We start from the raw sequence: 24,926 nt of genomic DNA on the forward strand, positions 1-24,926 counted from the left end.
CTACGCACGAACATCGTGCCCCCGCTTCTTGCCTGCAAGGATCACGATGTTCGAGAAGCAGCCTTTTACTCACTGGGAACTGGCGCTTGACGGCGAACCGCCGCACCGAGCCGCGACAACATCACTTCAATTCTATCATAGCCTCTATCAATATGGTGAATCTGCTCGACGATCGTCGTGCCATGGGCAGCCAGACCTGCGATCACAAGCGCTGCGCCGGCTCTTAAATCAGTCGCTTCCACCGTGGCGCCGTACAGGCGCGGAACGCCGCGGATAAAGGCTGAGCTCATATCTACGCGGATGTCTGCGCCCATGCGGGACAGTTCATCCACATGCTTGAATCTACCTTCAAAAATCGTTTCTTTCATAATGCTCATGCCGTCTGCTAGAGACAACAGCACCATGACTTGCGATTGCAGATCCGTCGGGAACGATGGATGCGGCGAAGTCACAATGCGTTCGACCGCCTTGGGTCTTGTCGGACAGCTTACATGTATTATATCACCGTCCGTGATGATTTGAACACCTGCACGCTTTAGGACATGAATGACCGACGTTAAATGGGAAGGATTGACGTTCTCGAGCGTGACATTCCCGCGTGTGGCGGCAGCTGCGACAAGAAAAGTGCCGGCGACGATTCGGTCGGGTATGATCCGGTAGGTGCATGGCGTGAGCGTCTTCACACCGCGAATCGTAATCGTATCGGTACCGGCTCCGATGATGTCAGCACCCATCGCATTCAAAAAGTTTTGCAAATCTTGAATTTCCGGTTCGCGGGCCGCATTATAGATGGTCGTAACGCCTTCCGCTTTTACGGCCGCCATCATAATATTTTCAGTCGCGCCAACACTTGGGAAATCAAGGAAAATTTCATTGCCTTGCAGCGGATCAGCCGTACAAACGATTTTATTGGAAAACTCTTCAATTGTAGCGCCAAGGGCTTCAAGCCCCTTCAGGTGCAGATCGATCTTTCGTTCTCCGATCGCGCACCCGCCGGGCTGATACACGGTGACTTCTCCGAATCTTGCTAAGAGCGGGCCCATCAGAAAGATCGAGGAGCGCATTTGCCCCATCAATTCTTCCGGGATGTGAGAGGAATGAGCTGAGGTGGTTGTAATGGTGACCGTGTCCCCTTGCTGCTCGGCACGACAGCCGAGCGCACGCAGAATGTGCAGCATCGTGTCAATGTCGAGCAAATTAGGAACGTTGTGCAGTGTAATTGTGCCGCTTGCCAGCATGCAGGCAGCTAAAATAGGTAGTGCGGCGTTTTTCGCGCCGTGTATCTGGATGGCTCCCGTGAGGGATTTTCCACCTTCGATAACGAGCTTCTCCAAAGTTACACCTCCGATTTACCTCTCACCCATAACCAGCACTTCTGGCACGAGACGAATATTGTACTTGTTCAGCACAATCTCCTGTACCTCGCCAATCAGGGTGAGAACGTCCTCGGCTGAGGCGTCTCCCGTATTTACAATGAAATTGGCATGGAGCGTTGAGATTTCAGCTCCACCGACACGCCTGCCCTTCAGGCCGGCTTCCTCAATCAGTTTGGCAGCATAGCCCCCTTCGGGGTTGCGGAATACGCTCCCGGCGCAAGCTAATTGAAGCGGCTGCGTGCGAAGCCGCCGGTCGCGATAAGCCGCCATGGCGCCTGCGATTTCGTTGCGATCTCCCACCTGTAGTTCAAAGACCGCCTCTGTGACAATGCCGGGCAGCGTATGCAGAATCGAATGCCGATACGCATACTTGAGATCCTCTGCCTGCATAACAACCAATTCCCCTGTGTCCAGGATGACTTCAGCCTGCTTGAGTATGCGTGACACATCGGACCCATGAGCTCCTGCGTTCATGTAGACGGCGCCTCCCACGGAACCGGGAATGCCTGAGGCAAACTCCAGTCCGGTCAACCCTTCTTTGGCTGCGAGTACGGACAGTTTGATAAACGAGTACGAAGCGCCTGCATAGACCGTCGTGCCTTCGAAACGAAGCGTATCCAGCGTCGGTCCCAGCTTAATGACCACACCGCGAATTCCTTTGTCACGCACCAGCAGGTTCGAGCCCCGGCCAATCACCGTCCACGGAACGCCTCGCTCGTGCAGGAACCGAATGGCCCCTGCCGCCTGCTCCTTGGAGTTCGGTACGATTAGAATATCGGCGGGACCGCCGATTTTCCACGTCGTATACGGGGCCAGTCGTTCATTCGTTTTAATTTCGCCAATACCAGCCGCTTTTAAGTCGAGTATGAATTGCTGCATGGGAAAACCTCCTTCACAGAACGTAGGCGGAAATGCAAGTTAGAAATCAGGGATTCGCTAAGCGCATTTCAATCCATAAGACAGGTTGACGCAAGATGGCCGTTCTTTGCTGCCTCCCGCTTATGGAGCCTTAGGTGTCTGTCACGGTTATAGTGTAGTTTATGTAAAATCGGAAAGAGTGTGACAATCGCCCATGGGCTTTACAAAAATCAAGCTTTCAGGGAGCTTGCTTCAATCAGGCTCACAATCGCCGCCACAGCGTCGCTGTCCTGGCGGGCGCTCATCGCAGTAATGTACCGCTCGCGATTCGTGTACAGCGCTTCTACGCGCGCTGCGAGCGTCTCCGCCGTCAGCTGCTCCTCGGGCAGCACGTCGGCGTAGCCTGCTTTTTCAAACGATGCGGCATTGAGGATTTGATCCCCACGGCTCGCCTGCAGCGAGAGCGGAATCAAGAGCATCGGCTTCTTCAGGCCTAGAAATTCAAATAACGAGGTCGCGCCGGCACGGGAGATCACGAGCGAAGACATCGCGAGCACGTCCGGCAGCTCTTCGTTCAAATATTCAAACTGGCGGTACCCGCGTTTGCCGGTAAGCTCGCTATCCACGTTGCCTTTACCGACCAGATGCACGATCTGGAACTGTTCCAGCAGGCGGTCGAGATTCGCTCTGAGCGCGCCGTTCAGCACCTGCGAGCCAAGGCTGCCGCCCATGACGAGAATAACCGGCTTTTGCGTATGGAAGTCGCACAATTGGACGCCTTTGGACGCTTTGCCCTGCAGGATGCCTTCACGGATCGGAAGGCCCGTCAGCCGCGCTTTTTCTTTGCCGACATGCGCCATCGACTCCGGGAACGTCACGCACACTTTCGTCGCGAACGGAATCGAAATCTTGTTTGCCAGCCCCGGCGTCATATCCGATTCATGGATGATGACCGGAATATTGTTCATTCTCGCGCCAAGGACGACCGGAACGGAAACGAACCCGCCCTTGGAGAACACAACGGCGGGTTTCAAACGTTTAAGCAATCGATACGATTCATAAACACCTTTCAGCACGCGAAACGGATCTTTCAAGTTTTTCAGATCGAAATACCGGCGCAGCTTCCCCGACGAAATCGGATAGAACGGCACCTGCTCCCGGGCGATAATGTCTTTTTCAATGCCTGTCGCCGAGCCAATATATGAAATTTCCCAGCCCTTCATCTTCAGCTTGCTCATGAGCGCCAAATTGGGCGTTACATGGCCAGCGGAGCCGCCGCCGGTAAAAATAATCGTTTTCATTCCCCAGTCACCTCGAATAACGCGATATGTTGAGCAGGATGCCGACAGACGTCAGCATAAGCGTCAAGGATGACCCTCCCGCACTGATAAAGGGCAATGTAATCCCGGTAACCGGGAACATGCCAATGACAACGCCGATGTTGATAATAACCTGCACGGCGATCATGCCGATGATGCCGACAGCGATTAAGCTGGCAAACGTGTCCGGCGCTGTAATGGCCGCCCGCATGCCCCGCCACACCAAGATGGTAAAGAGCAGCAGCACGAGCGTCCCGCCGATAAAGCCAAGTTCTTCTGCAATAATGGAAAAAATAAAATCCGTTTGCGGTTCCGGCAAGTAGCTGAACTTCTGGCGGCTCATCCCGAGCCCGAGTCCGACCAAGCCGCCCGGCCCGATCGCATACAGCGATTGAATCGATTGATAGCCGGCGCCCAGCGGGTCCTGCCAAGGATCCAGAAAGGCGGTAATCCGCTTGAGGCGGTACGGAGCGGCAATGACCAAGCCAACGAAACCCGCAATCCCTATCATACCGAGATAAGAGAGATGAAGCAATCTAGCGCCTGACGTATAAATGATTAAGAGAGAGGCGCCGACGAGCACGACCCCTGTGCCAAGGTCCGGCTGCAGCATGATCAGTCCGAAAGCAAGCCCCATGATGCCAAGGGGCGGCAGCAAGCCTTTTGTGAAAAGCGTAATTTTGGACTGCTGCTCGGACAACAGCTTCGAAAGAAACAGGATCATGCCGATCTTCATGAACTCCGACGGCTGAATGCCGAAAGCGCCGATCCCCAACCAGCTTCGCGCACCGCCGCGCACGACGCCGATGCCGGGAATCAAGACGATAACGAGGAGTCCGAAGCACAAGAACAAGGCGATTTTCGCATACTTTTTCCATACCAGATAATCGACATTCATTGTAAAAAACATCGCTACGATGCCGAGCACGGCAAAAATAAGCTGCCGCTTCAAATAATAGAACGAGTCGCCGAATTCGCGATACGCGAGGACATTGCTGGCGCTATATACCATAATAACGCCGATCGTTAACAGCATCAGAGTCGGAATGATGATCCAAATATCAGGAGCGGAACGTGCTTTCCCCATACAAACACCTCTTTGTAAGTACTGGGCGTGGATAAGCCCTACTTAAAGGTTATGCACAGACTCCTTAAACATGCCCCCCCTGATCTCATAGGATGGAAACATATCCCAGCTGGCGCAGGCAGGCGACAGGAGCACGATGTCTCCCGGTTCACTCATCTGCCAAGCCAGTTGTACGGCCTGTTCAACCGCGTCCGCTGCATTAGCAGTATCGACGGTTTGCACGTGGCTAATCCCTGCCAGCGCAGCGATATGATTAATTTTTTCGCGGGTCTGGCCCAGCGTGACGACACCTTTGATCCGCTCACGAAACGTTGGCAGCAGCTCCATATAGTCCGAGCCGCGGTCGAGTCCGCCCGCAATCAGCACGATCGGCTGGTCGAGCGCCTCAATCGAACTGATCGTAGCGACAGCGTTCGTCGCCTTGGAATTGTTGTAGAACGAGACGCCGTTCAGTTCGCGTACAAGCTCCAGACGGTGCTCCACGCCCGCAAAGCTGCGCAGTACGTCCGCAATCGCTTCCAGCGGCACGCCGGCCGTAATCGCCGCTGCAGCAGCCGCCAGCGCGTTCTCAACGTTGAAACTGCCGGCGATGCCGATCTCGCTGGCTGGCATTATCGGCTGCACGCTGCCCTGCCCGTCTGCATAAACCAGTATGCCGTTATCCAGATAGGTGCCTTCGCTCAGCTTCTCCTTCCTGGAGAACGGAAGCACTTTCGCCTTGAGGTTCGGTATAATCGCCCGGCACACCGCATCGTCCCAGTTCAGAATCGCTGTATCGTCCTGCGTCTGATTGGCGAATAATTTGGCTTTTGAAGTAATATAGTCTTCCATAGTGCCGTGGTAGTCCAGATGCGTCTCGTAGAGGTTGAGCAGCAGACCGATCGCCGGCCGGAACGACGTCGTCCCTTTCAGTTGGAAGGAACTCAGCTCCACCACCATCGTGTTCTCTGCCGTTACTTCCGGCGCCGCCTCTGTCAAAGCGCGGCCAATGTTGCCCGCCACGACAGGCTTAAGCCCCGCTGCGTCCAGCATCAGGCCGATGAGCGTCGTCGTCGTCGTTTTGCCGTTGGAGCCGGTGATCCCGATAATTGGCGCCTCGCAGAACAAATACGCCACCTCAACTTCGGTGACAACTTCAACTCCGAGTGCTTCCGCTTTACGGACAGGCTCGACCGAATACGGGATGCCCGGGTTTTTGACGACGAGCGCCACACCTTCGTGAACGAGGGAGTCCGGATGATACCCGCAAACAACAGAAATACCCAGAGCCTCCAGTTCGTCGGCTTCAGGGCATGCAGTCCGGTCCTTTTTGTCATTTACCGTTACAACAGCACCGATTTGGTGAAACAGCTTCGCCGCAGCGACACCGCTGCGCGCAAGCCCAAGGACAACCACTTCCAGTCCACGATATTCCCGCGGATGCTTCATGTTCTATAACACCTCATTCATATAAAGTCCGAGTGCAGCAAGCACGAGGCCAACAACCCAGAATGTGATGACAACTCGCCATTCGGACCAGCCGACCAATTCAAAATGGTGATGAATCGGACTCATTTTAAATACGCGTTTGCCTCTGGTTTTAAAAGATACCACCTGGATCACAACCGACAAAATCTCAATCAGGAACACACCGCCGACAATCGCCAGCAGCAGCTCCGCTTTCGTCAAAATCGCAACGGCCACTAGCCCCCCTCCGATCCCGAGCGAGCCCGTGTCGCCCATGAACACCTTCGCCGGGTGCGCGTTAAACACGAGGAAGCCCAGCACAGCGCCTACCATGGCCGCGGAGAAAATCGCCGCTTCCGGCTGCGTGTTGTTCATCGCGATAATCGTATACGCGCCGAACGCGATCGCACTTGTCCCTGCGAGCAAGCCGTCGAGGCCGTCTGTGAAATTGACCGCATTGGAAGCGCCCAGCATAATGATCCCCATAATCGGGAAGTAGAGCCAGCCTGCATTGATGTGAAACGAGACGAAAGGAATGTAAAATTCCGTGCTGTGTCCCTGCACAATTAGCAAATAGCAGACGATGGCGGAGATCAGCAGTTGGCCGAACAGCTTTTGCTTGGCTGTCAGCCCCAAGGAGCGTTTGAACACAATTTTAATATAATCGTCTAAAAAGCCGACAAGTCCATATCCCAGTGAAGCGATCAATAATATGAGCAAATCCATATTTTTCTCGGCAAAGCGCAGCGTCGCCAGCGAAAGCGCCAGCAAAATGATGATACCGCCCATTGTCGGTGTGCCCTGCTTTTTGAGATGCGCCTTCGGGCCTTCCTCCCGAATCTGCTGGCCGAATTTCATCCGCCGCAATATCGGAATGCACAGCGGGCCCATAATCAAGGCCAGCACAAATGCGACACCCATGGTAAATAACACTTCGTTTTCCACATCGGTTCCCCCTGCTCGTTTCCGTCACTCTATTGTCCATTCAATGCATGTTCAATACTTTTCAAGCAATATCTGCACGACTTGTTCGAGCCGCATGCCGCGTGAGCCTTTCACCAGCACCAGATCCTGAGCTGCTGCTTCGGCGGCGAGTTCCTCCGCCAGCTGCGCTTTGTCGTCGTAGGCACGCACGTGCGCCGCCGGGAACGCCTTCTGCGCTTCCTCGGCGATGAAGCGCCCGAGACGGCCGAACGTGTAGACGTAGTCGACACGTTCCGGCGACAGCATCGCGCCGATGCCGCGATGGAACTGCTCTTCGTGCTCGCCAAGCTCCAGCATGTCGCCGAGCACGAGGAATTTCCGACCGAAGCCGCTCAACTGCTCGGTCAAGGAAATCGCTGCCCGCATCGAGGCCGGGCTGGCGTTATACGCATCGTTGAGCACGGTCAGCCCGGAGGCTGCCGTCAGCTTCTCGATGCGCATGCTGGTCATTTGCAGCGAGCTCAGCCCCGCTGACACGTTCGCCGGCGAGACGCCGAAGCGCTCGCCGATGGCGATAGCCGCGAGCGTGTTCACCACGTTGTGCTCGCCGAGCAAAGGCACGAACAATTCCGGATAGTCTGGGGAATTGATCGTGAAGTACGCCCCGTCCGCATCCATCCGGATGCCGGTCGGGTAGCGGTCGTTGTCCGCCTCACGGCCGAAGCGGACGCGCTCCAGGTTGGCCGGCAGACCATCGGTCGCCGTCACGGTACTGCCGCCGGCGCTGCGTTCCGTTAGCGCCATCGCAATCAGGGGCTCGTCGCCGTTGTAGACGAGCAGCCCGCCGGGCTTCAGGCCGGTGACGATCTCGGCCTTCGCCCGGGCGATTTCCTCGCGGGAGCCGAGCTGCATCATATGCGATTCGCCGATCATCGTGATGATCGCTGCGTCCGGCTCCGCGAGCTGGGACAGGAGCGCGATTTCACCGCGCCCGCTCATGCCCATTTCCACGACTGCGAACTGCGTCGTTTCTTCGAGCGCGAGGAGCGTCAGCGGCAGACCGATGTGATTGTTCAGGTTGCCTTTCGTTTTATGCACCGCATACGTGCTGCCGAGCACGGCGGCGACCAGGTCCTTCGTCGTCGTTTTGCCATTGGAGCCGGTAATGCCGATCACTTTCACAGTCAGCTCATTCTTGTAAGCTTTGGCCAACTGCTGAAGCGCAAGCAGTGTATCCGCAACCACGATATGCGGAATGTCCGCAGGTCCTGCGCCGTGGTCCGCTTGCCAGAGTACAGCCGCAGCCCCTTTGTCACAAGCTTCTGCCACATAATCGTGCGCGTCAAACCGCTCCCCGATCAGCGGGATGAACAAACTCCCAGCCTGGATGGATCGTGTATCCGTCGAAACGCCGGTAATCCGCACTTCCTGCGCCGTCCCGGACACTTCGCTATGAATCATCGCCGCAATGTGCGCTAACGTTCGTTGAATCACTGGTTTCTCCCCCTAATAGCTGCCCTGGCGATCAAGCGATCGTCAAAATCGTGCTTAACTCCCATAATGTCCTGATACGTTTCGTGGCCTTTACCCGCTATCAATACTACATCCTTGGAGCCTGCCCCTTCAATAGCCATCTGTATCGCTTTTCGGCGATCCGCAATGAGTGTGATCTGATCCTCTGGATAATGCAGCTCCTCTAGGCCAGGCACAATATCCCGCAAAATGGCCTCTGGATCCTCCGTCCGCGGATTGTCCGACGTCACGTACACATAGTCGCTGTACGAAGCCGCGACTTTGCCCATCACCGGCCGCTTCGTCCGGTCGCGGTCACCGCCGCAGCCGAACACGGTAATGACCCGGCCCTCGGCAAATTCGCAAACGGTCGACAGCGCATTTTCCAAGCCGTCCGGCGTATGCGCATAATCCACCAGTACGAGATACGGCTGGCCTTCATCGACCACTTCCATGCGGCCTTCCACGACTTGAACAGCTTCCAGGCTGGCGCAGATCGCGTCAAGCGAGATGCCTTCGGCAAGCGCTGCGGAAATCGCCGCAAGCGTGTTGTAAACGTTAAATTTGCCGACCAAGCGCAGCTGGAGGCTCCGGTTTCCGGCAAACGTACGCACTTCGAACGCCGTGCCCTGCGACGTCATTCGGATGTCGGTCGCCTGCACATCGCACGGCTGATCAATACCGTACGTAATTACTTGCGCCGCCGTCAGCTCTTCGAACCGCTCAGAAGCGGCGTCGTCCGCATTCAAGACGGCATACTTGCGACTAGCAGGCTCCCCGTCGAAGCTGTTGCCGAGTCGTGCGAACAGCAAGCCTTTTGCCTCCGCGTAAGCTTCCATCGTTTTATGATAATCGAGATGATCCTGTGTCAAATTCGTAAAAATCCCCGTCCGGAACGATACGCCCTTGACTCGCCCCATGGCGAGACCGTGCGAGGACACCTCCATGACGCAGTACTCCGTGCCGGCATCCGCCATCTGCCGCAAAATGCGCTGCAGCTCCAGCGCCTCCTGCGTGTTCGTCGCCTTGTTCTCGTGGTATTCATTGCCAATCTTAATATGAATGTTGCCCATCAGGCCCGTCGTAAAGCCCTGATCCGCCAATATTTTTTCCAATAAATACGTTGTCGTCGTCTTCCCGTTCGTTCCTGTAATGCCGATTATCTTCATCGCTTCACTCGGATAGCTGTAGAAACGCGCGGCTAACGCCGCCATAGCGTAGCGAGCGTCTTTCACAACGAGCTGAGGAACCGGCAGATCCAGTTCACGCTCAGTGACAAGCGCAGAAGCCCCAAGCGCAAGCGCTTTTGGGGCGTAGTCATGGCCGTCTACGGTGAGTCCCGGAATACAGAGGAAGAGATCCCCCGGCTTTATTTTACGAGAGTCTGCCTCAATCCCTGTGATGTCTGTGTCAGCGTCTCCGATGATGCGGGTGATGAGCAGTGCGGAAGCAAGCTCGATCAATTTCATGAGCAACCCTCTCTTCCTTCCCTAATTTCACTATCTTATTATGGACAATTTTATGCAAGTAGAAAAGTGAAACATGTCTTATTCGCAAAATCTTTTTGGGCAAGCGTTCCGTTATTGCTGAGGCGGCTCTACATTGGAAAGGAAAATCCGGATCGTTGAGCCTTGATCGACACGCGTCCCCGCTTTCGGCGCCTGGGAAATGACATATTTCCCGTTACCGGATTTCGCCAGCTTAAAATTCATGTTCAGATCTTCTAATATATCATCAACTGATGCGCCAACCAAGTCCGGCACTTCCACAATCGGCGTTTCGCCGTAGCGGTAATCTTTGTCAAGCTGATTTTTGTCCGGTTCCACCTTCATGTAACGCAAGGCGTCGGCCATGATGTTTTTGACGAGCGGCGCTGCGATCAGCCCCCCGAACTGAATACCTTGGGGATCGTCCACTGCGGCATAGACAATCACCTTCGGATTATCCGCCGGCGCGAAACCGATAAAGGACACGATATGCTCATCCGGTGAATACCGGCCGTTGATGACCTTCTGCGCCGTACCCGTTTTGCCGCCGACCCTGTAGCCGTCGATGAACGCGTTGCGCCCCGTTCCTTTGGCCACGACGCTTTCCAGCGCTTCGCGGACTTGTTGGGACGTGTTCTCCGAGATCACGTTGCGCACGAGCTGCGGCTCGACGACGTCGACGACCTCGCCCGTGTCCGGGTTCGAGAACGACTTCGCCAGAAACGGCTTGAACAGCTTGCCGCCGTTGATCGCCGCCGATACCGCCGTAATTTGCTGAATCGGCGTCACGGATACACCTTGCCCGAACGCGGTTGTTGCAAGCTCGACCGGTCCGACTTGCGACGGTTTGAACAGAATGCCGTTCTCTTCGCCGGCGAGGTCAATGCCTGTTTTCTTCCCGAAGCCGAAGTTATTAATATAATCGAAGAGCTTCTCTTTGCCAAGCCGCTGTCCCATCACGACGAAGCCAGGGTTGCACGAGTTCTGCACGACCTGCAGCATCGTCTCGCTGCCGTGGCCCCCGCGCTTCCAGCAGCGCAAGCGCGCGCCGCCGACTTCGATGGCGCCAGGATCGAAAAACTGCTCGTTTTTGAGATCGACCTTCTTCTCTTCGAGCGCCGCCGCCAGCGTAATGATCTTGAACGTGGAACCAGGCTCATACGTTTTCCAGATCGGCAGGTTACGGTTATACGTCTCCGCCGGATACTCCTGATATTTCGCCGGATCGTACGTCGGGCGTGAACCCATCGCCAAAATCTCGCCGTTATTTGGGTCCATCATAATCGCGACAACGTTCTGCGCCTGGTACTGCACCATCGCCTGATCGAGCTCGCGCTCCATTACGGACTGCAGATGGCTGTCAATCGTCAGCTTGACGTTGAGACCGTCTTTCGGCGGCGTGTACGTCTCTGTCGTGCCTTCCAAGGTGCGGCCTGCCGCATCCGTCATATAAGCGATGCTGCCTCTAAGGCCGGTTAATTGCTCATTGTATTTGGCTTCAATGCCCGTAAGCCCTTTATCGATGCCGGCAAACCCGAGAATATGCGCAGCGAGCGAGCCGAACGGGTAGTAGCGTTTATTGTCTTCTGCCACTACGATGCCGGGCAGATTCAACTTGCGGACTTCCTCCGCCTTTTCCAGCGTAATCTTGCGGCCTGATGGGCGGATGTAATTTTGCGACGCTTTCTTCGTGATCTGCTTGTAAATATCATCGACATTGCCTTCCAGCACCTCGGCCAGCTTCTGCGCCGTGCTCTGCGGATCTTTGACCTGTACGGGAATGGCAACAATCGTCGGCGTCGTTATACTGTACGTGAGGGCAACGCCGTTTCGGTCCTGAATTTCGCCCCGTTTCGGCATGTAATAAATTTCTCTTCGCCAACTGTCATCGGCTTTGTCCGCCAACTCTTGTCCAATCCACAGCTGCACATAGGCCAACCGGATGATCAGCGCTGTAAAAATAACCGTACCGATAATTAACGCCATAAACAATCGGCGGCGCAGCGTAACGTTAGAAGCTCGCATGAACGTTCAGTCTCCCTTCCCAACCTGTCAGGACTATTCCTAACATGAATATTCGGGACAAACAGGGGTTAGAACAAGCTCTCATGCGAGCTTCCGGTTTAAGGCGTTTTCGATTTGTTTTGCGTCTTGGCAGCCGTGCCTGGTGGCGGCGTCGGGGACGGCGGCGGTGTACCCGCTGCGTCACCGTCCGAAACCGGCGGTGCGGTTGTCTCCTCTTCACTCACGCCGAGTGGCCGCAAGGTCAGCTTGACCGGCTGGCCGCTATCCGCTGTAGTCTGTTCGGTGACGTATCCTTCACCAGTCGTCTGACATTCCGTACCGAAGAAGGAGCACACCTCCAGCGCGTCGCGCAGCGATTTGCCGATCAGGTTCGGCAGCGGCATGCCGATGACGTCCTGCATCGCAGCATAGATATGCTGCGTGGATAAAATTTCCGTACCCGCTTTCGGGAACTGGTTAACGACCTTGTCTCCGCGCCCGAAAACCTCGAGCGTCAAGCCAGTATCCTTCGCCGTACTTTTCGCATTGTCCTGCGACATGTCGGCAAAGTTCGGCATCGTCAGCCGGCTCGTTTCTTTCTTGATCACCTTCGCCGGCTTCTTACTGGAGGGAACCCCCATATATTGCAGCGATTCGCCTGCAATTTCTTTGAACGCCGGCGCCAGCACTTGACCGCCAAGGTGGTAGTTTCCGCCTAGTTCCGGCTGGTCGGCGATGAGGGTGATCAGGATGCGTGGATCTTCAACCGGCGCATAGCCGATAAACGAAATCACCCATGTATTCGGGGAGTACGTTTTATCCCCTGGTAATACGATATTCGCCGTTCCCGTTTTTCCCGCGACACGATAATCGTCCATATACGCCAGCTTGCCCGTGCCAATCTCCTGGTCGGAGACGACCTGCTCCAGATAGCCGCTTACTTGGGAGGCGACTTCCGGGCTGACAATCTGCCGGATCACCTGCGGCTGCACTTCGGAGATGGTTTTGCCGGTTTTCGGATCGACAATCGCCTTTACGATGTGCGGCCACATAAGCTTGCCGCCGTTGGCAATCGCCGCATAGGCCGCTGTCTGCTGAATGGCCGTGACGACGACCTTTCCTTGTCCGTACGTCGCAGTCGCGAATTCCGACGGATATTGCATATCAATAAGTCCTGACACTTCGTTTGGCAAATCGACATTCGTTTTCGTATTAAAACCGAATTTCTCTATGTAATCTTGGAATTTCGGCGTCGTCAACTTCTCGATCCCCAGCTTCACAAACGCAACGTTACTTGAGCGCTTCAACCCATCCAGGAATGAAATTTTACCCCAGCCTACATTGTTGTGGTCATGGAGAATACGGTCCGAAATCCGGATTTCCCCGGATTGGTACATTTCATTCGGGTTAAATACGCCTTCCGCCACCGCGCCGGCCAGCGTGACAAGCTTGAACGTAGAACCCGGCTCGTAACGCGATGACACCGCCCGGTTAATGAACGCCGATTGATCTTTCGTGGAGCCGTACGTATTTGGATTAAATGTCGGCGTATTCGCCATGCCCAAAATTTCCATCGTCTTCGGATCGACCGCAATCGCTGTAAGGCTCTTCGGATGCCACTGGTCATTTACTTTTGCCAACGCGCTTTCCAGATAGTACTGAATGTTCTTGTCGATAGTCAGACGCACGTCGCTGCCGTCCTCCGCCGGTTTAAAATCGACTTTCCCTTCCGGCAACTCGACGCCCTTTCCGTCCTTTTCATAGCTCATACTGCCCGGCACGCCTTTGAGCACGTCGTTCATCTTAAGCTCAAGCCCCAGCGACGGTTCGCCTTCTTTGTTCGTGTACCCGAGAATGTGCGCCGCCAGCGTCTCGTTCGGATAGTAGCGTTTCTTGTCTTCTAAAATATAAATGCCAATATTTGATTTCGAGCTTAGCTTCAGCTTGCCTTGCGAATTCGTATTCAGCTTGTTTTGCAAATTCGTAATCAGCGCGCGAACCTGATCCGCTTTATCCTTATCGATCTTCCAACCCTCGTTGCGAATCTCGACATTTCGGGCCAGCTTCGTTCCATCCAAGTTTTTCCTGGTCGCCCTATCCCGAATCTTGTTCACAAGAACGGCACGATCCCCGTCAGGATCTTTCAAAATATCAGCCAACCCTTGAGAGACATCCTCGACAATTTGATAGTTGTTCAACACCTCGGGATCGAGTGCGATCGTATAAGCCGTCGCCTCAAGCGCGAGCGGCTTGTCGTTTCGATCCATGATACTCCCCCGTACAGGGGCAATGATTTTGTCCGTCTCCCAACGCTTCTCAGCTTTTTCTAGCAGCCAAGAGGCTTCTACGACTTGAATCCAATAGACTTTCGCAATGAGGACAACAAAAAGAAGGGTAAAAAACCCTCCGATCAGTAAAGAGCGCAGCTTAATTTTTTTTGTCATAGGAATACCTGCCTGTTACGGTTTAGAAGACGTTTTGCTGGATTTGCTGTTCGTGGCAACCGTCGTCGATTTCGCTTTCGTTCCGGAAGTCGTCGCAACGGCGCTCTGCTTCTCGTCGGTGACATTAAATCCTAACCGTGCCGCTTCCTCCTTCAATCGCTCCGGACTTTGCAGCTTATACACTTCCTGCTTGAGCGCGCTGTTCTGCGCTTCAATTTCCTTAATCTGCTCCTGCATCACTTTAATATCCGCATTCATTTGGTAGATTGCTGCATAGCGCCACACAATGACGCCAGCTACGATAATGCACAACACCACGGTAAACAGATACAGCAGCTTTTCCTGTGCAGGAAGGGCGGACTTACGGTACATCACCTTCGTCGTCTCTTTGATTTTTACGCGTTGAGGTGCCGCCGGCTTGCGTTTGGGGTCGAGGGCGAGATTGCCCTGAATGTATCCTGGCATCGTTTATTTTCCTCCCTTGGATCAAAGCCTCTCTGCAATGCGAAGCTTCGCTGATCGTGCTCGTTGGTTGACGTCCAGTTCTTCTTGACTGGCTACGATAGGTTTGCGGGTTACTAACTTAAGCGTGCCGGATTTGGTGCAGACGCACATCGGAAAATCCGGCGGACATGTACATTTTTCTAATTGGCTGGTAAAAAACTGCTTACAGATGCGGTCCTCGAGCGAGTGGAACGTGATGACGGCAATGCGCCCTTGCGGTGCGAGGCAGCGTATGGACTGTTCGAGCGCCTCTTCAAAAGCGCCAAGCTCATCGTTCACTGCAATCCGCAGCGCCTGAAAGCTCCGCTTCGCAGGATGACCTCCCGTGCGTCTTGCCGCAGCGGGAATCCCTTCCTTAATCAGCTCGACGAGCTCGCCGGTCGTTTCAATCGGCTTCTTGCTGCGAGCTTCTACAATGACGGCGGCGATGCGCCGCGAGAACTTCTCTTCGCCATATTCATACAAAATTCGCGCGATTTGGTCAGCGGGCCACTCATTTACGATGATTTTGGCGGTTAGTTCCGTCGATCGATCCATTCTCATGTCGAGCTCCGCATCTTGATGATAGCTGAACCCTCGTTCGCCTTCGTCGAGCTGCGGGGACGATACGCCAAGATCGAACAAAATGCCGTCCACCTGCGGCTTGCCCTCCTTCATCGCTCTGGGCTCGCTACGCAGCACCATTTCCAATTCGCGGAAATTGCTCTTGACGATGGAGACGCGATCTCCGTAAGGAGCAAGCACCGTCTGCGCATTCGCGAGCGCAACGTCGTCTTGGTCCAGCGCAATCAGCAGGCCGTTCGGTCCAAGCTTAGACGCGATCAGCGAGCTGTGCCCTGCCCCTCCCATTGTGCAATCGACATAAACGCCGTCTGACTTTATATGTAGTCCTTCTACCGATTCTTCTTTAAGTACGGTCACATGATGAAACACTGGATGTCCTCCTACAACTATTGCCTTTTCTATAAATCAAAATTAAAATCGACCAGCTTCTCCGCAATTTCATTGAAAGACTGTTCAGACTCATTGGCATAGCTTTCCCAAATTTGCTTACTCCAAATCTCAACGCGGTTGGAAACGCCGATCACGACGCAATCCTTTTCCAGTTTTGCATGCTCGACCAAGTTGCCCGGAATGTTGGCCCGGCCCTGCTTGTCCAGCTCACATTCCGCTGCGCCCGAGAAGAAAAACCGGGTGAACGCACGCGCGTCCGACTTCATCAGCGGCAGAGCTTTCAGCTTGCCTTCGAGGATCAGCCATTCCGACTGCGGATAGACGAACAAGCACTGGTCCAGTCCACGAGTGATAACAAAAGATTCGCCGAGGGCTTCCCGAAATTTGGCGGGAATGATCATGCGCCCCTTTTCGTCGATGCTATGTTGATATTCACCCATGAACACAGCACCCGGCCCCCTTTTCCTCCACTTTGTACCACTTTCCACCACATTTGAATCAATATTCGCTAAAAATAAGAAAAATCCTGCTTCGGCAGCAGGATTTTCAAAATAATTTTCATTTTTTTACTAGGATTGTACGTCTTTCGTCTCCGTTTCACTCACAGGCTGTTCCACATTCACGGCATTGTCCCTTTGGAGCGCAGCGCGAATGGCTTCCAACTTGCTGCGTCGTTTGCTTCTGTACACCCAGAACGGGATGCCAAGCAGCAGCAAAATGACCAGCACCGGGAACGCAGCCGCCAGAAATACGAGAATGCCCTGCAGGCAAGCGACCAGCACATTGAGGCTGGACTGCCATGCCTTTTGCACGCGATCCTTCAAGGTCAACTCATTCGGATCGGAGAGCAACGGCTTCTTGCCCGTTGCCTGGTACATGCGCAGCTCGACTGTGGAATACGTGACGTTCTGATCCAAGTAGCGCATGCGCCCTTTGATCTGCTCAATCGCCTCCTGGACCTTGGACAGCTCATTCGAAAAAGCAAGCAGATCGTCCGTCTTCGTCGCCTTCTCCATAAAGCTCAGCAATCGCTCCTCGAGCACTTGCTTCGCCTTAAGTCGAGATGTGAGGTCAACGTATTCTTCCGTGACATCCTGCCCCTGCACATTCCGCTGCAGCGTCGGCGAGATTTTCTCCAGCCCGTCGAGCAGCGAGACGAAACCGTCTGCCGCTATCTTGATCGTGTACGTCCCACCTCGTTCACCGGTGGTTGTGTTCTCCGAAAACTGCAAAATGTAGCCCCCGCTCAGTGCCACAAGATCGCGCAGCGCCGTCTGCGCCTTGGCGTAGTCCTCCACCGGCATGACCAAGTTAGCCTTATAGATCAGCTTCCGGTTAAAACCGTCCACGCCATCGGTCCCTGTCGGCGTCACAACCAGGCTCGGCGCAGGTTGGCCCGCCGTTGACGACGCGCTGGCCGTATTGGCTTGCGCTACAGGCTGCGACTGGGACGTCACGCCGGATTGACCAGCTTGGCCCGATGCGACTGCACGGTCTGCCATTGCCGTCGTGGCTCCCTCCGCCTTTACTGGCTGAACCGCTTTCATTTCTTGCGCGCTTGAAGCTGCCGAACTGCCTGAATCCTGGGCAGAGCCGCACCCGGCGAGCAGCAGCAGAGCGATAAACACCCCTGCAAGCCACCATTTCCCCTTATGTGCTGCGAACATTTGACGCGCCCCCTCTGTTAATATTTGGCATGACACCCTCTTAACGTAAGAAGGCGCTCCAATGTTGCATGGCATGCACGAATGTTTTTACACTGTGCCTCCGCTTGCCGCAACCAAGCGGGGCAGCTTGCATCGCAGCGAATCTCGAAGGAGACGCAGCCGATTCTAGCGGTCACCACGAGACTGTCGATTAATTGTGGACAGTTTTATCCGTGAACGGACACGTGTAGAGAATGTGTATGATTTTTCGAATACATATTCAAAATCNNTTGATTTTATGTGAATGCAGCACATTATATATGATTTTTCGTATACATTTTGTGTTCTCTCGCAGATTCCCAAAGTATAAACAATTAATCGACAGTCTCACCACAGGGCTTATTTACCTCAATTTGCCCCGTTTCAAACTGTAACGGTTGCCCCAAGGCTTATTCGCCCGATTTCTCATGAATTGCTTGCTTCACAGACGAAATAGCCTCCACTGCAACCGTTAGCTGCCGAAAAGGGATGATTTAGGCGAAATAAGCTCTATGACAACCCTTACGCCAACTGACCATTAAATTGCTTCCTCTCCTCGCTCAATCCATTCCCCCGCTCTCCTTCAGCCGATACGTGCGGTACCGCATTGTGCCGCTAGCCGTCTCAAGCAATCGCTTATCAACCAAACTGCGGAGGATGGTTCTCGTCCGATTCTCGGAGAGACACAAATGCTCGCCCAACTCACCCGGTGTAAACGGCCGCAGCAAGCGGCGTCCTAGACGCAACGTTTCCGCTTCCGCCCAGTTCAGTCCCGAGGCAGGAGATCCAGCAAGAAATTTTCCAACAAAAGACAACACAAGCTGCTTGCACACTCCCGGATCATCGCGAATGGACAAGTACGCAATCGGCAGAAAATGCCAATCATCCAACACGAGCAGCGCCTGCTTCATGCACAGGTCTTTGAAGCGACTGACTTCTATATCCCGCGCATGGCTGCGATAATCCTGCACTTCGATGCAGCCCCTGGAATTCCCGGCATATAAGCTAAGTCTAGGTAACGATAGCCATTGTTAAAATCCCTGACCTCATATTCAGGGAATAAGTAATCCAGATTCCCGAACACAGGGAACCAGATCAACCTCAGGAAATCCATTGAACCTCGGCTCAGCCCCTTTTGCAGCAATTCTCGCCGCCTTGGGCTGCCCTCATTAGCAATCTGCCCCTCCAACCACTGTGGATAAATCTCATCAAAACTGCTCATCCATTCATCCCCTGCCCATTTTATTCAAAATAAAAAGCCGCCTCGATACGCCAATGTTCTCTCGAACACCACATATCAAAGCGGCATGTGCTTCACACCGTTACATCAAACGTATAATCTTAATGCTCCGCCCAGCTGTCCAGATACAGCTTCTGTTCATCCGACAAGCTGTCGATGGAGGTGCCCAGCGACTCCAGCTTGTAACGCGCCACTTGCTCGTCGAGCACGTACGGCACGTTCACGACCGTTTGGCCGAGCGCTTGATACTGCTCGTTCACATGCTTTAGCGACATCGCTTGCAGCGCGAACGTCATATCCATAATTTCCGCAGGGTGGCCGTCGCCGGCTGCCAGGTTCACAAGACGGCCTTCCGCGAGCACATACAGCTTGCGGCCGTCTTTCAATTGGTACTCCTCAATGTTGCGGCGCACCGTCCGGATCGACGTCGACAAAGCCGCCAACTCCGGCTTGTTCACTTCCACATCGAAATGTCCGGCATTCGACAGAATTGCGCCATCCTTCATCACTTCGTAGTGCTCGCCGCGGATCACGTCGCGATTGCCTGTGACCGTCACGAAGAAATCGCCCCGCTTCGCCGCTTCCTTCATCGGCATAACGGCAAAGCCATCCATATATGCCTCGACGCCTTTGATCGCGTCAATTTCCGTTACGATGACGTTCGCGCCAAGCCCTTTGGCACGCATCGCCACACCTTTGCCGCACCAGCCGTAGCCGACAACGACAACGGTTTTCCCGGCCACAACCAGGTTCGTCGTCCGGTTAATCCCATCCCAAACCGATTGCCCCGTGCCATAGCGGTTGTCGAACAAGTACTTACAGAACGCGTCATTCACCGCGACCATCGGGAACGCCAGCTTGCCTTCCTTTTCCATCGCTTTCAGTCGCAGAATGCCTGTCGTCGTTTCTTCCGCGCCGCCGCGCACATTGACAGCCAAGTCCGTACGCTCGGAATGAAGAATGGACACGAGATCGCCGCCGTCGTCAATAATCAAATCCGGCTTGGATTCGAGTGATTTAATCAGCAGCTCTTTGTACTCTTCCGGAGAAGGATTGTATTTCGCAAACACCGTAATGCCGTCTTCCACCAGCGCCGCGCACACATCATCCTGCGTGGAGAGCGGATTACTGCCCGTAATCGTCACTTCGGCGCCGCCGGCTTTGACGACTTTCGCCAAATAGGCCGTTTTTGCCTCAAGATGAAGGGAAATCGTCACTTTCAACCCCTTGAACGGCTGTTCCTTCTCAAATTGTTCGCGAATACGGTTCAATACAGGCATGTGCGCCTGCACCCAATCAATTTTCAAATGGCCATCCGGCGCAAGCGCCATGTCCGTTACGATGCTTTTCTCCAATGTGGACATTCCCAGTTCCTCCTACAAATAAAATACGCGATGCACGCCGTCTACAGGAATCGGCGTATCCAGCAAGGCATGCAGCCAGCCGTCCCCATAGCGATTCAGATAAGCACAACCATTATACACTCTTTCTTGCGGCTTGGCGAACGGAATAATCGTCAAACGAACGCGCTCAAGCTGCCGAATGGCGCTGTCGAACTGCGTTTGATGCGCTTCGGACGCTTTGTACTGCAAGTAATCGATCTGCTCCAAAATTTTCGCCATGTTCGTATCCCCGAGTTTCTTCACACCGGGATTAATCGACCCGAGAGATTCGACCAACGGCTGATAGCTGTCACGGAAAACCGCCTTCACCTGCTCAAACCGCTCCGGCAGCTGCAGCGTATCCTGCTCAGCCAGCCAAGCCTGCTTTTTCTCTTCGTAGCGTTCAATCACATCATTCAAAGAAAAATCATACTTATCCATCTGCTTTTTGATCGTACCTTCAATCAGCGTAAACTCCATCCGCGGCAGCACAATCGGCATTTGCAGGCCGAATCGCTCAAACGCTTCTTTCGTCAGCGACCAGTAAGCAATTTCCCCCGGCCCAAGCACCGTCGCCAGCACTGGAAACAAGTAATCCTGCATCAGCGGCCGAGTCATAACATTGTTGCTGAGCGTTTCCGGTTCCCGCAGCGCTTTCTCACGCAGTTCCTCGGACGTAAACCGAACCGTGCCTTTCCGATCCGCATACACGCCGTCTTCCCGATGAAGCAGCAGCCGCTGGCCATGTGCAAAAACAAACAGATTCGCGCCATTCTCCTGAATGTCGGCCTGCGCTCCGTAACCGGCCTCCACAACCGCTTCCTTGCTCGCGACCAGCGCTTGTGCCAGTTCTTCATTGCGTACGACAAGCTGCTCGAACATACCCGCTTCCAGCTTGCGCAGCGCCGGCTCATCGGAGTCGATTAGCACAAGGCCGTACTCGCCGAACAGCATCGCCATCCAGCGTGCAAACGCCTCGCTAAGCGTCGCCCCCTGCTCCACCGAAGCGCGTAGCTTCACAAGCAGCGCTTCCTTGAATTCCGTATCCATCAGTGTGTGATCCAGCGCTGTAAGAGCTTCTTCCCAAGCTTCCGGCGATATCGGAAGCCGGCTGACCGACGTGCGCTGTCCGGTCGGATGCTCAATTTTGATTTTCTCAATCTGCTGCGCCTGCGTCAGAGCAAACAGATGATTCACTTCGTCGAAATCGTGATCCTCGCCCGCAATCCAGAAAATCGGCACCACGCTTCGCCCCAGCTTCCCGCTCCACTCACGCGCAGCTTGAATAAGCGTAATGGCTTTATACAGCACTAGCAATTGCCCGCCGAATAGCCCCGCCTGCTGCCCGCCGACAATCGCCAGTGTCTTCGCATCATGCAGCGCCGCAATCGAAGCGAAAGCCTGATCGTGGTTGCCGATCCTTTCATTATAAGTGCGCAAAACCTGCACGAGCTGCTCGCGGTCGGCTTGCGGTCTCCCTACAGCCTCATCCAGCCAATTGACCCGCGCATCCCAACTCTCAGCACTCGCAAAATGATGCGGATAAAGCGTCCGCACAGCCTCCGAACCCGCAACGTAATCCTCCGCCAGCGGTTGGGATTTCTTCCAATGAAATGAATCTATTTGCATGCGACATCTGTCTCCTCTTCATCCCAATTCAACTCTCATCCTTTGATTGTACACGTTAGGTTCTCAATCGTCAAAACTGTATTTGAATTAATTACAATTCACATCCAAAAAACCGCCCCTTTTGGGACGGCTCGGACAATTAATATAAATGGCAAGCGACAAAATGGTTCGGTTCCACTTCGATGCTAGGCGGCATGGACCCCGCGCATTTTTCCATTGCGTGCGGGCAGCGCGTACGGAACGGGCAGCCGCTGGGCGGATTGAGCGGACTCGGCACATCGCCTTCCAGAATGATCCGCTGACGCGTACGCTCGACTTCCGGATCCGGAATCGGAATTGCGGACAGCAGCGATTGCGTGTACGGATGCAGCGGCTTCGCATACAAATTTTCCGACGTCGTGACTTCAACCAGGTTACCCAGGTACATCACGCCGATACGGTCAGAAATATGCTTCACCATGGCAAGGTCATGGGCGATGAACAGATACGTTAAACCCATTTCTTTTTGCAGACGTTTAAAAAGATTGACGACTTGCGCTTGGACGGATACGTCCAAGGCTGAAATCGGCTCATCCGCGATAATGAACTTCGGCTCAATCGCCAAAGCGCGGGCAATCCCGATCCGCTGACGCTGACCGCCGGAGAATTCATGTGGGAAACGGCTTGCATGCTCGTCGTTGAGACCGACGGCGCGCAGCAGTTCCATCACGCGTTCTTTGCGTTTCGCGCCGGAATACAGGCCGTGAATATCGATCCCCTCGGCGATAATATTGCCCACCGTCATCCGCGGATTCAGAGATGCGTACGGATCCTGGAATACCATTTGCATATTCCGGTTGAAATCCTTCAACTTTTTCCCTTTCAGCTCGTGCACGTTCTCGCCTTCGAACAGCACTTCGCCGGAAGTCGCTTTATATAAGTTAATGATCGTACGGCCAGCTGTGGATTTCCCGCAGCCGGACTCGCCGACAAGACCAAACGTTTCACCGCGCTTAATCTCGATCGAAAAATTGTCAACAGCTTTCAAAATCTTGCCGTTGCCGAGATTAAAGTGCTTTTTCATATCGCGGATCTGCAAAATCGGTTGCTCAGACTTAGACATGTTGTCTACCTCCCACTCCGGCAGGGCGTTCAACCTTCGGCGCATCCGGGTGCTGCAACCAGCAAGCCGCCGTGTGCGTCTCGGAAATAATTGTATGCTCCGGATCCTCTTCCAAGCAGTGATTCATGGCGTAAGGACATCTCGCCGCGAACGCACAGCCTTTCGGAGGTGCGAATAGATCCGGCGGCGTGCCCGGAATCGGTACAAGCTCTTCGTCACTATTCGTATCCAAACGCGGTACGGAACGGAGCAAGCCCCATGTATACGGATGCTGCGGCTCGTAGAAAATTTCATCTACGGTGCCCTGCTCGATAATTTTACCTGCATACATCACCACGACGCGCTGCGCCATTTCCGCAACAACGCCCAGGTCATGCGTAATGATAATGATGGATGATTCCGTTTTCTCGGAAATGCTCTTCATCAGCTCAATAATTTGAGCTTGAATCGTCACGTCGAGGGCCGTTGTCGGCTCGTCCGCAATCAGCAGTTTCGGAGAGCACGCGAGCGCGATGGCGATCATGACTCGCTGGCGCATACCGCCGGAAAGCTCGTGCGGATATTGATGAATCCGACCTTCCGGCGAGTTAATACCGACCAACTTAAGAATTTCTATCGCTTTCTCGCGAGCCACTTTCTTGCTAAGACCTTGGTGCTTCATCAAGCCCTCGGTAATTTGATCCCCGATTTTCATCGTTGGATTGAGAGAAGTCATCGGATCCTGGAAAATCATTCCCATTTCGGAGCCGCGAATTTTCTCCATTTGACGGTTGGACAGCTTGGTAATGTCGACCTTGCCATCAAAAATAATCGAGCCGCTTTTTATATAGCTAGGAGGCGTAGGGACCAAACGCATCAGCGTTTGCGCGGTAACGGATTTTCCGCATCCGGATTCCCCTACGATCGCCAATACTTCACCTTTTTTCAAAGAAAACGATACGCCGCGCACGGCTTGTACTTCCCCCGCATACGTACGGAAGGAAACACGCAAATCTTTTACTTCCAGCAAATTGTTATTGGTGCTCATCAACATTCACCCCTTCTTACTTGCGCATTTTCGGATCAAGCGCATCACGAAGCCCATCGCCGAGCAGATTGAAGCTCAGGAGAATCAAGCTGAAAATAATCGTCGGGAAAATCAGGCGATGCGGGAACAGACGGATATAGTTCGCGCCGTCCGACAGCAAGTTACCGAGCGAAGCCAACGGCGGCTTTACGCCGAGACCAATAAAGCTCAGGAACGCTTCTGTAAAAATCGCCGAAGGGACAACGAACGTAATTTGTACGATAATAATGCCCAACGCGTTCGGAATCAGGCTGCGCATAATGATGCGCATCGGCGATGCCCCGAGTGTGCGGGAAGCCAGGACGAACTCCTGCTCTTTCAGCGTAAGCATTTGCCCGCGGACAAGACGCGCCATCGGTACCCAGCCGGTAATACTGTAAGCAATAATGATGGACGAAATCCCGGATCCAATGACCATGATCAACAAGATCGCAATCAAGAGGAACGGAATCGCATAAACGATTTCAATGGAGCGCTGCATGATCTCATCGACTTTCCCGCCGTAATAAGCGGAGATACCGCCATAAATCACGCCGATTACCAAGTCAATCAATGCCGCGACAATCCCGATGAACAAGGAAATGCGCGTTCCCCACCAGACACGTGTCCAGAGATCGCGGCCGAAGTCGTCGGTCCCGAACCAATGCTCTGCGGAAGGTCCGATATTTTTTATTTTTAAATTTTGCGTTTGATAGTCATAATTAGAAACAAAAGGCACAACGATCGCGAGAATGATTAAAAGAACCAATATAATCAAGCCGGCCATAGCCAGTCTATTTTTCTTAAGTCGTCTCCAAGCGTCCTGCCAATAATTCAGCGATGGTCGAACGATAACCTCACTCGCCAAGCTCTTATCGGATACGGGAGCAAACTTGTAGTTGTTAGCTGCATCCTGCGGAGTTTGCAT

The 24,926-nt window shown here is 53.9% G+C and carries 19 protein-coding genes and 1 pseudogene; all 20 read right to left on the reverse strand.

All coding sequences use genetic code 11. From position 1 onward, the window contains the following. Nucleotides 1–65: 65 nt before the first annotated feature. The gene (murA, locus tag ABE504_RS05615) at nt 66–1,334 is read right to left on the reverse strand and encodes a UDP-N-acetylglucosamine 1-carboxyvinyltransferase (protein ID WP_430085628.1); all 1,269 of its coding nucleotides are present in this window, start codon (nt 1,332–1,334) and stop codon (nt 66–68) included. A 15-nt stretch (nt 1,335–1,349) separates the two neighbouring features. Then, nucleotides 1,350–2,255, reverse strand: a complete 906-nt coding sequence (gene murB, locus ABE504_RS05620) for a UDP-N-acetylmuramate dehydrogenase (RefSeq protein WP_430085631.1) — start codon at nt 2,253–2,255, stop codon at nt 1,350–1,352. A gap of 209 nt (nt 2,256–2,464) precedes the next feature. Then, on the reverse strand, nt 2,465–3,535 hold the full coding sequence (locus ABE504_RS05625) for an undecaprenyldiphospho-muramoylpentapeptide beta-N-acetylglucosaminyltransferase (RefSeq protein ID WP_430085633.1): 1,071 nt from the start codon (nt 3,533–3,535) through the stop codon (nt 2,465–2,467). A 7-nt stretch (nt 3,536–3,542) separates the two neighbouring features. Further along, the gene (gene spoVE, locus ABE504_RS05630; protein WP_430085636.1) at nt 3,543–4,640 is read right to left on the reverse strand and encodes a stage V sporulation protein E; all 1,098 of its coding nucleotides are present in this window, start codon (nt 4,638–4,640) and stop codon (nt 3,543–3,545) included. Nucleotides 4,641–4,682: 42 nt separating this feature from the next. Next, nucleotides 4,683–6,068 carry a UDP-N-acetylmuramoyl-L-alanine--D-glutamate ligase gene (murD, locus tag ABE504_RS05635; RefSeq protein WP_430085639.1) on the reverse strand — a complete coding sequence of 462 codons (1,386 nt, stop codon included), beginning with the start codon at nt 6,066–6,068 and terminating at the stop codon, nt 4,683–4,685. Between the two features lie 3 nt (nt 6,069–6,071). Next, complete coding sequence (gene mraY / locus ABE504_RS05640; RefSeq protein WP_430085752.1) at nt 6,072–7,007, reverse strand: phospho-N-acetylmuramoyl-pentapeptide-transferase; 936 nt, start codon at nt 7,005–7,007, stop codon at nt 6,072–6,074. A gap of 75 nt (nt 7,008–7,082) precedes the next feature. Further along, entirely contained in the window at nt 7,083–8,504 is a 1,422-nt protein-coding gene (locus tag ABE504_RS05645) for a UDP-N-acetylmuramoyl-tripeptide--D-alanyl-D-alanine ligase (RefSeq protein WP_430085642.1), read from the reverse strand. After that, a complete protein-coding gene (locus ABE504_RS05650) occupies nt 8,501–9,991 on the reverse strand; it encodes a UDP-N-acetylmuramoyl-L-alanyl-D-glutamate--2,6-diaminopimelate ligase (protein WP_430085644.1) in 1,491 nt (496 codons plus the stop codon). The genes ABE504_RS05645 and ABE504_RS05650 overlap by 4 nt, the downstream gene beginning before the upstream one ends. Nucleotides 9,992–10,102: 111 nt before the next feature. Continuing rightward, nucleotides 10,103–12,034 (reverse strand): stage V sporulation protein D, encoded by a 1,932-nt coding sequence (locus tag ABE504_RS05655; RefSeq protein WP_430085647.1) that lies wholly within the window; start codon nt 12,032–12,034, stop codon nt 10,103–10,105. Nucleotides 12,035–12,132: 98 nt separating this feature from the next. After that, the gene (locus tag ABE504_RS05660; RefSeq protein WP_430085650.1) at nt 12,133–14,457 is read right to left on the reverse strand and encodes a penicillin-binding transpeptidase domain-containing protein; all 2,325 of its coding nucleotides are present in this window, start codon (nt 14,455–14,457) and stop codon (nt 12,133–12,135) included. 15 nt (nt 14,458–14,472) lie between these two features. Beyond that, on the reverse strand, nt 14,473–14,922 hold the full coding sequence (gene ftsL / locus ABE504_RS05665; protein ID WP_430085653.1) for a cell division protein FtsL: 450 nt from the start codon (nt 14,920–14,922) through the stop codon (nt 14,473–14,475). Nucleotides 14,923–14,943: 21 nt separating this feature from the next. After that, the gene (gene rsmH / locus ABE504_RS05670) at nt 14,944–15,894 is read right to left on the reverse strand and encodes a 16S rRNA (cytosine(1402)-N(4))-methyltransferase RsmH (protein WP_430085655.1); all 951 of its coding nucleotides are present in this window, start codon (nt 15,892–15,894) and stop codon (nt 14,944–14,946) included. Between the two features lie 29 nt (nt 15,895–15,923). Further along, on the reverse strand, nt 15,924–16,361 hold the full coding sequence (gene mraZ / locus ABE504_RS05675) for a division/cell wall cluster transcriptional repressor MraZ (protein WP_430085658.1): 438 nt from the start codon (nt 16,359–16,361) through the stop codon (nt 15,924–15,926). A gap of 123 nt (nt 16,362–16,484) precedes the next feature. Beyond that, entirely contained in the window at nt 16,485–17,582 is a 1,098-nt protein-coding gene (locus tag ABE504_RS05680; RefSeq protein WP_430085661.1) for a DUF4349 domain-containing protein, read from the reverse strand. A 578-nt stretch (nt 17,583–18,160) separates the two neighbouring features. Next, nucleotides 18,161–18,822 (reverse strand): annotated as a pseudogene (locus tag ABE504_RS05685) (transcriptional regulator). A gap of 119 nt (nt 18,823–18,941) precedes the next feature. Then, nucleotides 18,942–20,204 carry an adenosylhomocysteinase gene (locus ABE504_RS05690; RefSeq protein ID WP_430085664.1) on the reverse strand — a complete coding sequence of 421 codons (1,263 nt, stop codon included), beginning with the start codon at nt 20,202–20,204 and terminating at the stop codon, nt 18,942–18,944. A gap of 12 nt (nt 20,205–20,216) precedes the next feature. Continuing rightward, complete coding sequence (gene bshC, locus ABE504_RS05695) at nt 20,217–21,851, reverse strand: bacillithiol biosynthesis cysteine-adding enzyme BshC (protein WP_430085667.1); 1,635 nt, start codon at nt 21,849–21,851, stop codon at nt 20,217–20,219. A 139-nt stretch (nt 21,852–21,990) separates the two neighbouring features. Continuing rightward, entirely contained in the window at nt 21,991–22,953 is a 963-nt protein-coding gene (locus ABE504_RS05700) for an ABC transporter ATP-binding protein (RefSeq protein WP_430085670.1), read from the reverse strand. Next, nucleotides 22,946–23,980, reverse strand: a complete 1,035-nt coding sequence (locus tag ABE504_RS05705; RefSeq protein WP_430085673.1) for an ABC transporter ATP-binding protein — start codon at nt 23,978–23,980, stop codon at nt 22,946–22,948. Before ABE504_RS05705 ends, ABE504_RS05700 begins: the two co-directional genes overlap by 8 nt. Nucleotides 23,981–23,996: 16 nt before the next feature. Next, on the reverse strand, nt 23,997–24,926 hold the full coding sequence (locus ABE504_RS05710; protein ID WP_430085755.1) for an ABC transporter permease: 930 nt from the start codon (nt 24,924–24,926) through the stop codon (nt 23,997–23,999).

The sequence above is a fragment of the Paenibacillus oryzisoli genome, assembly GCF_050467285.1.
GTDB lineage: Bacteria > Bacillota > Bacilli > Paenibacillales > NBRC-103111 > Paenibacillus_E > Paenibacillus_E oryzisoli_A.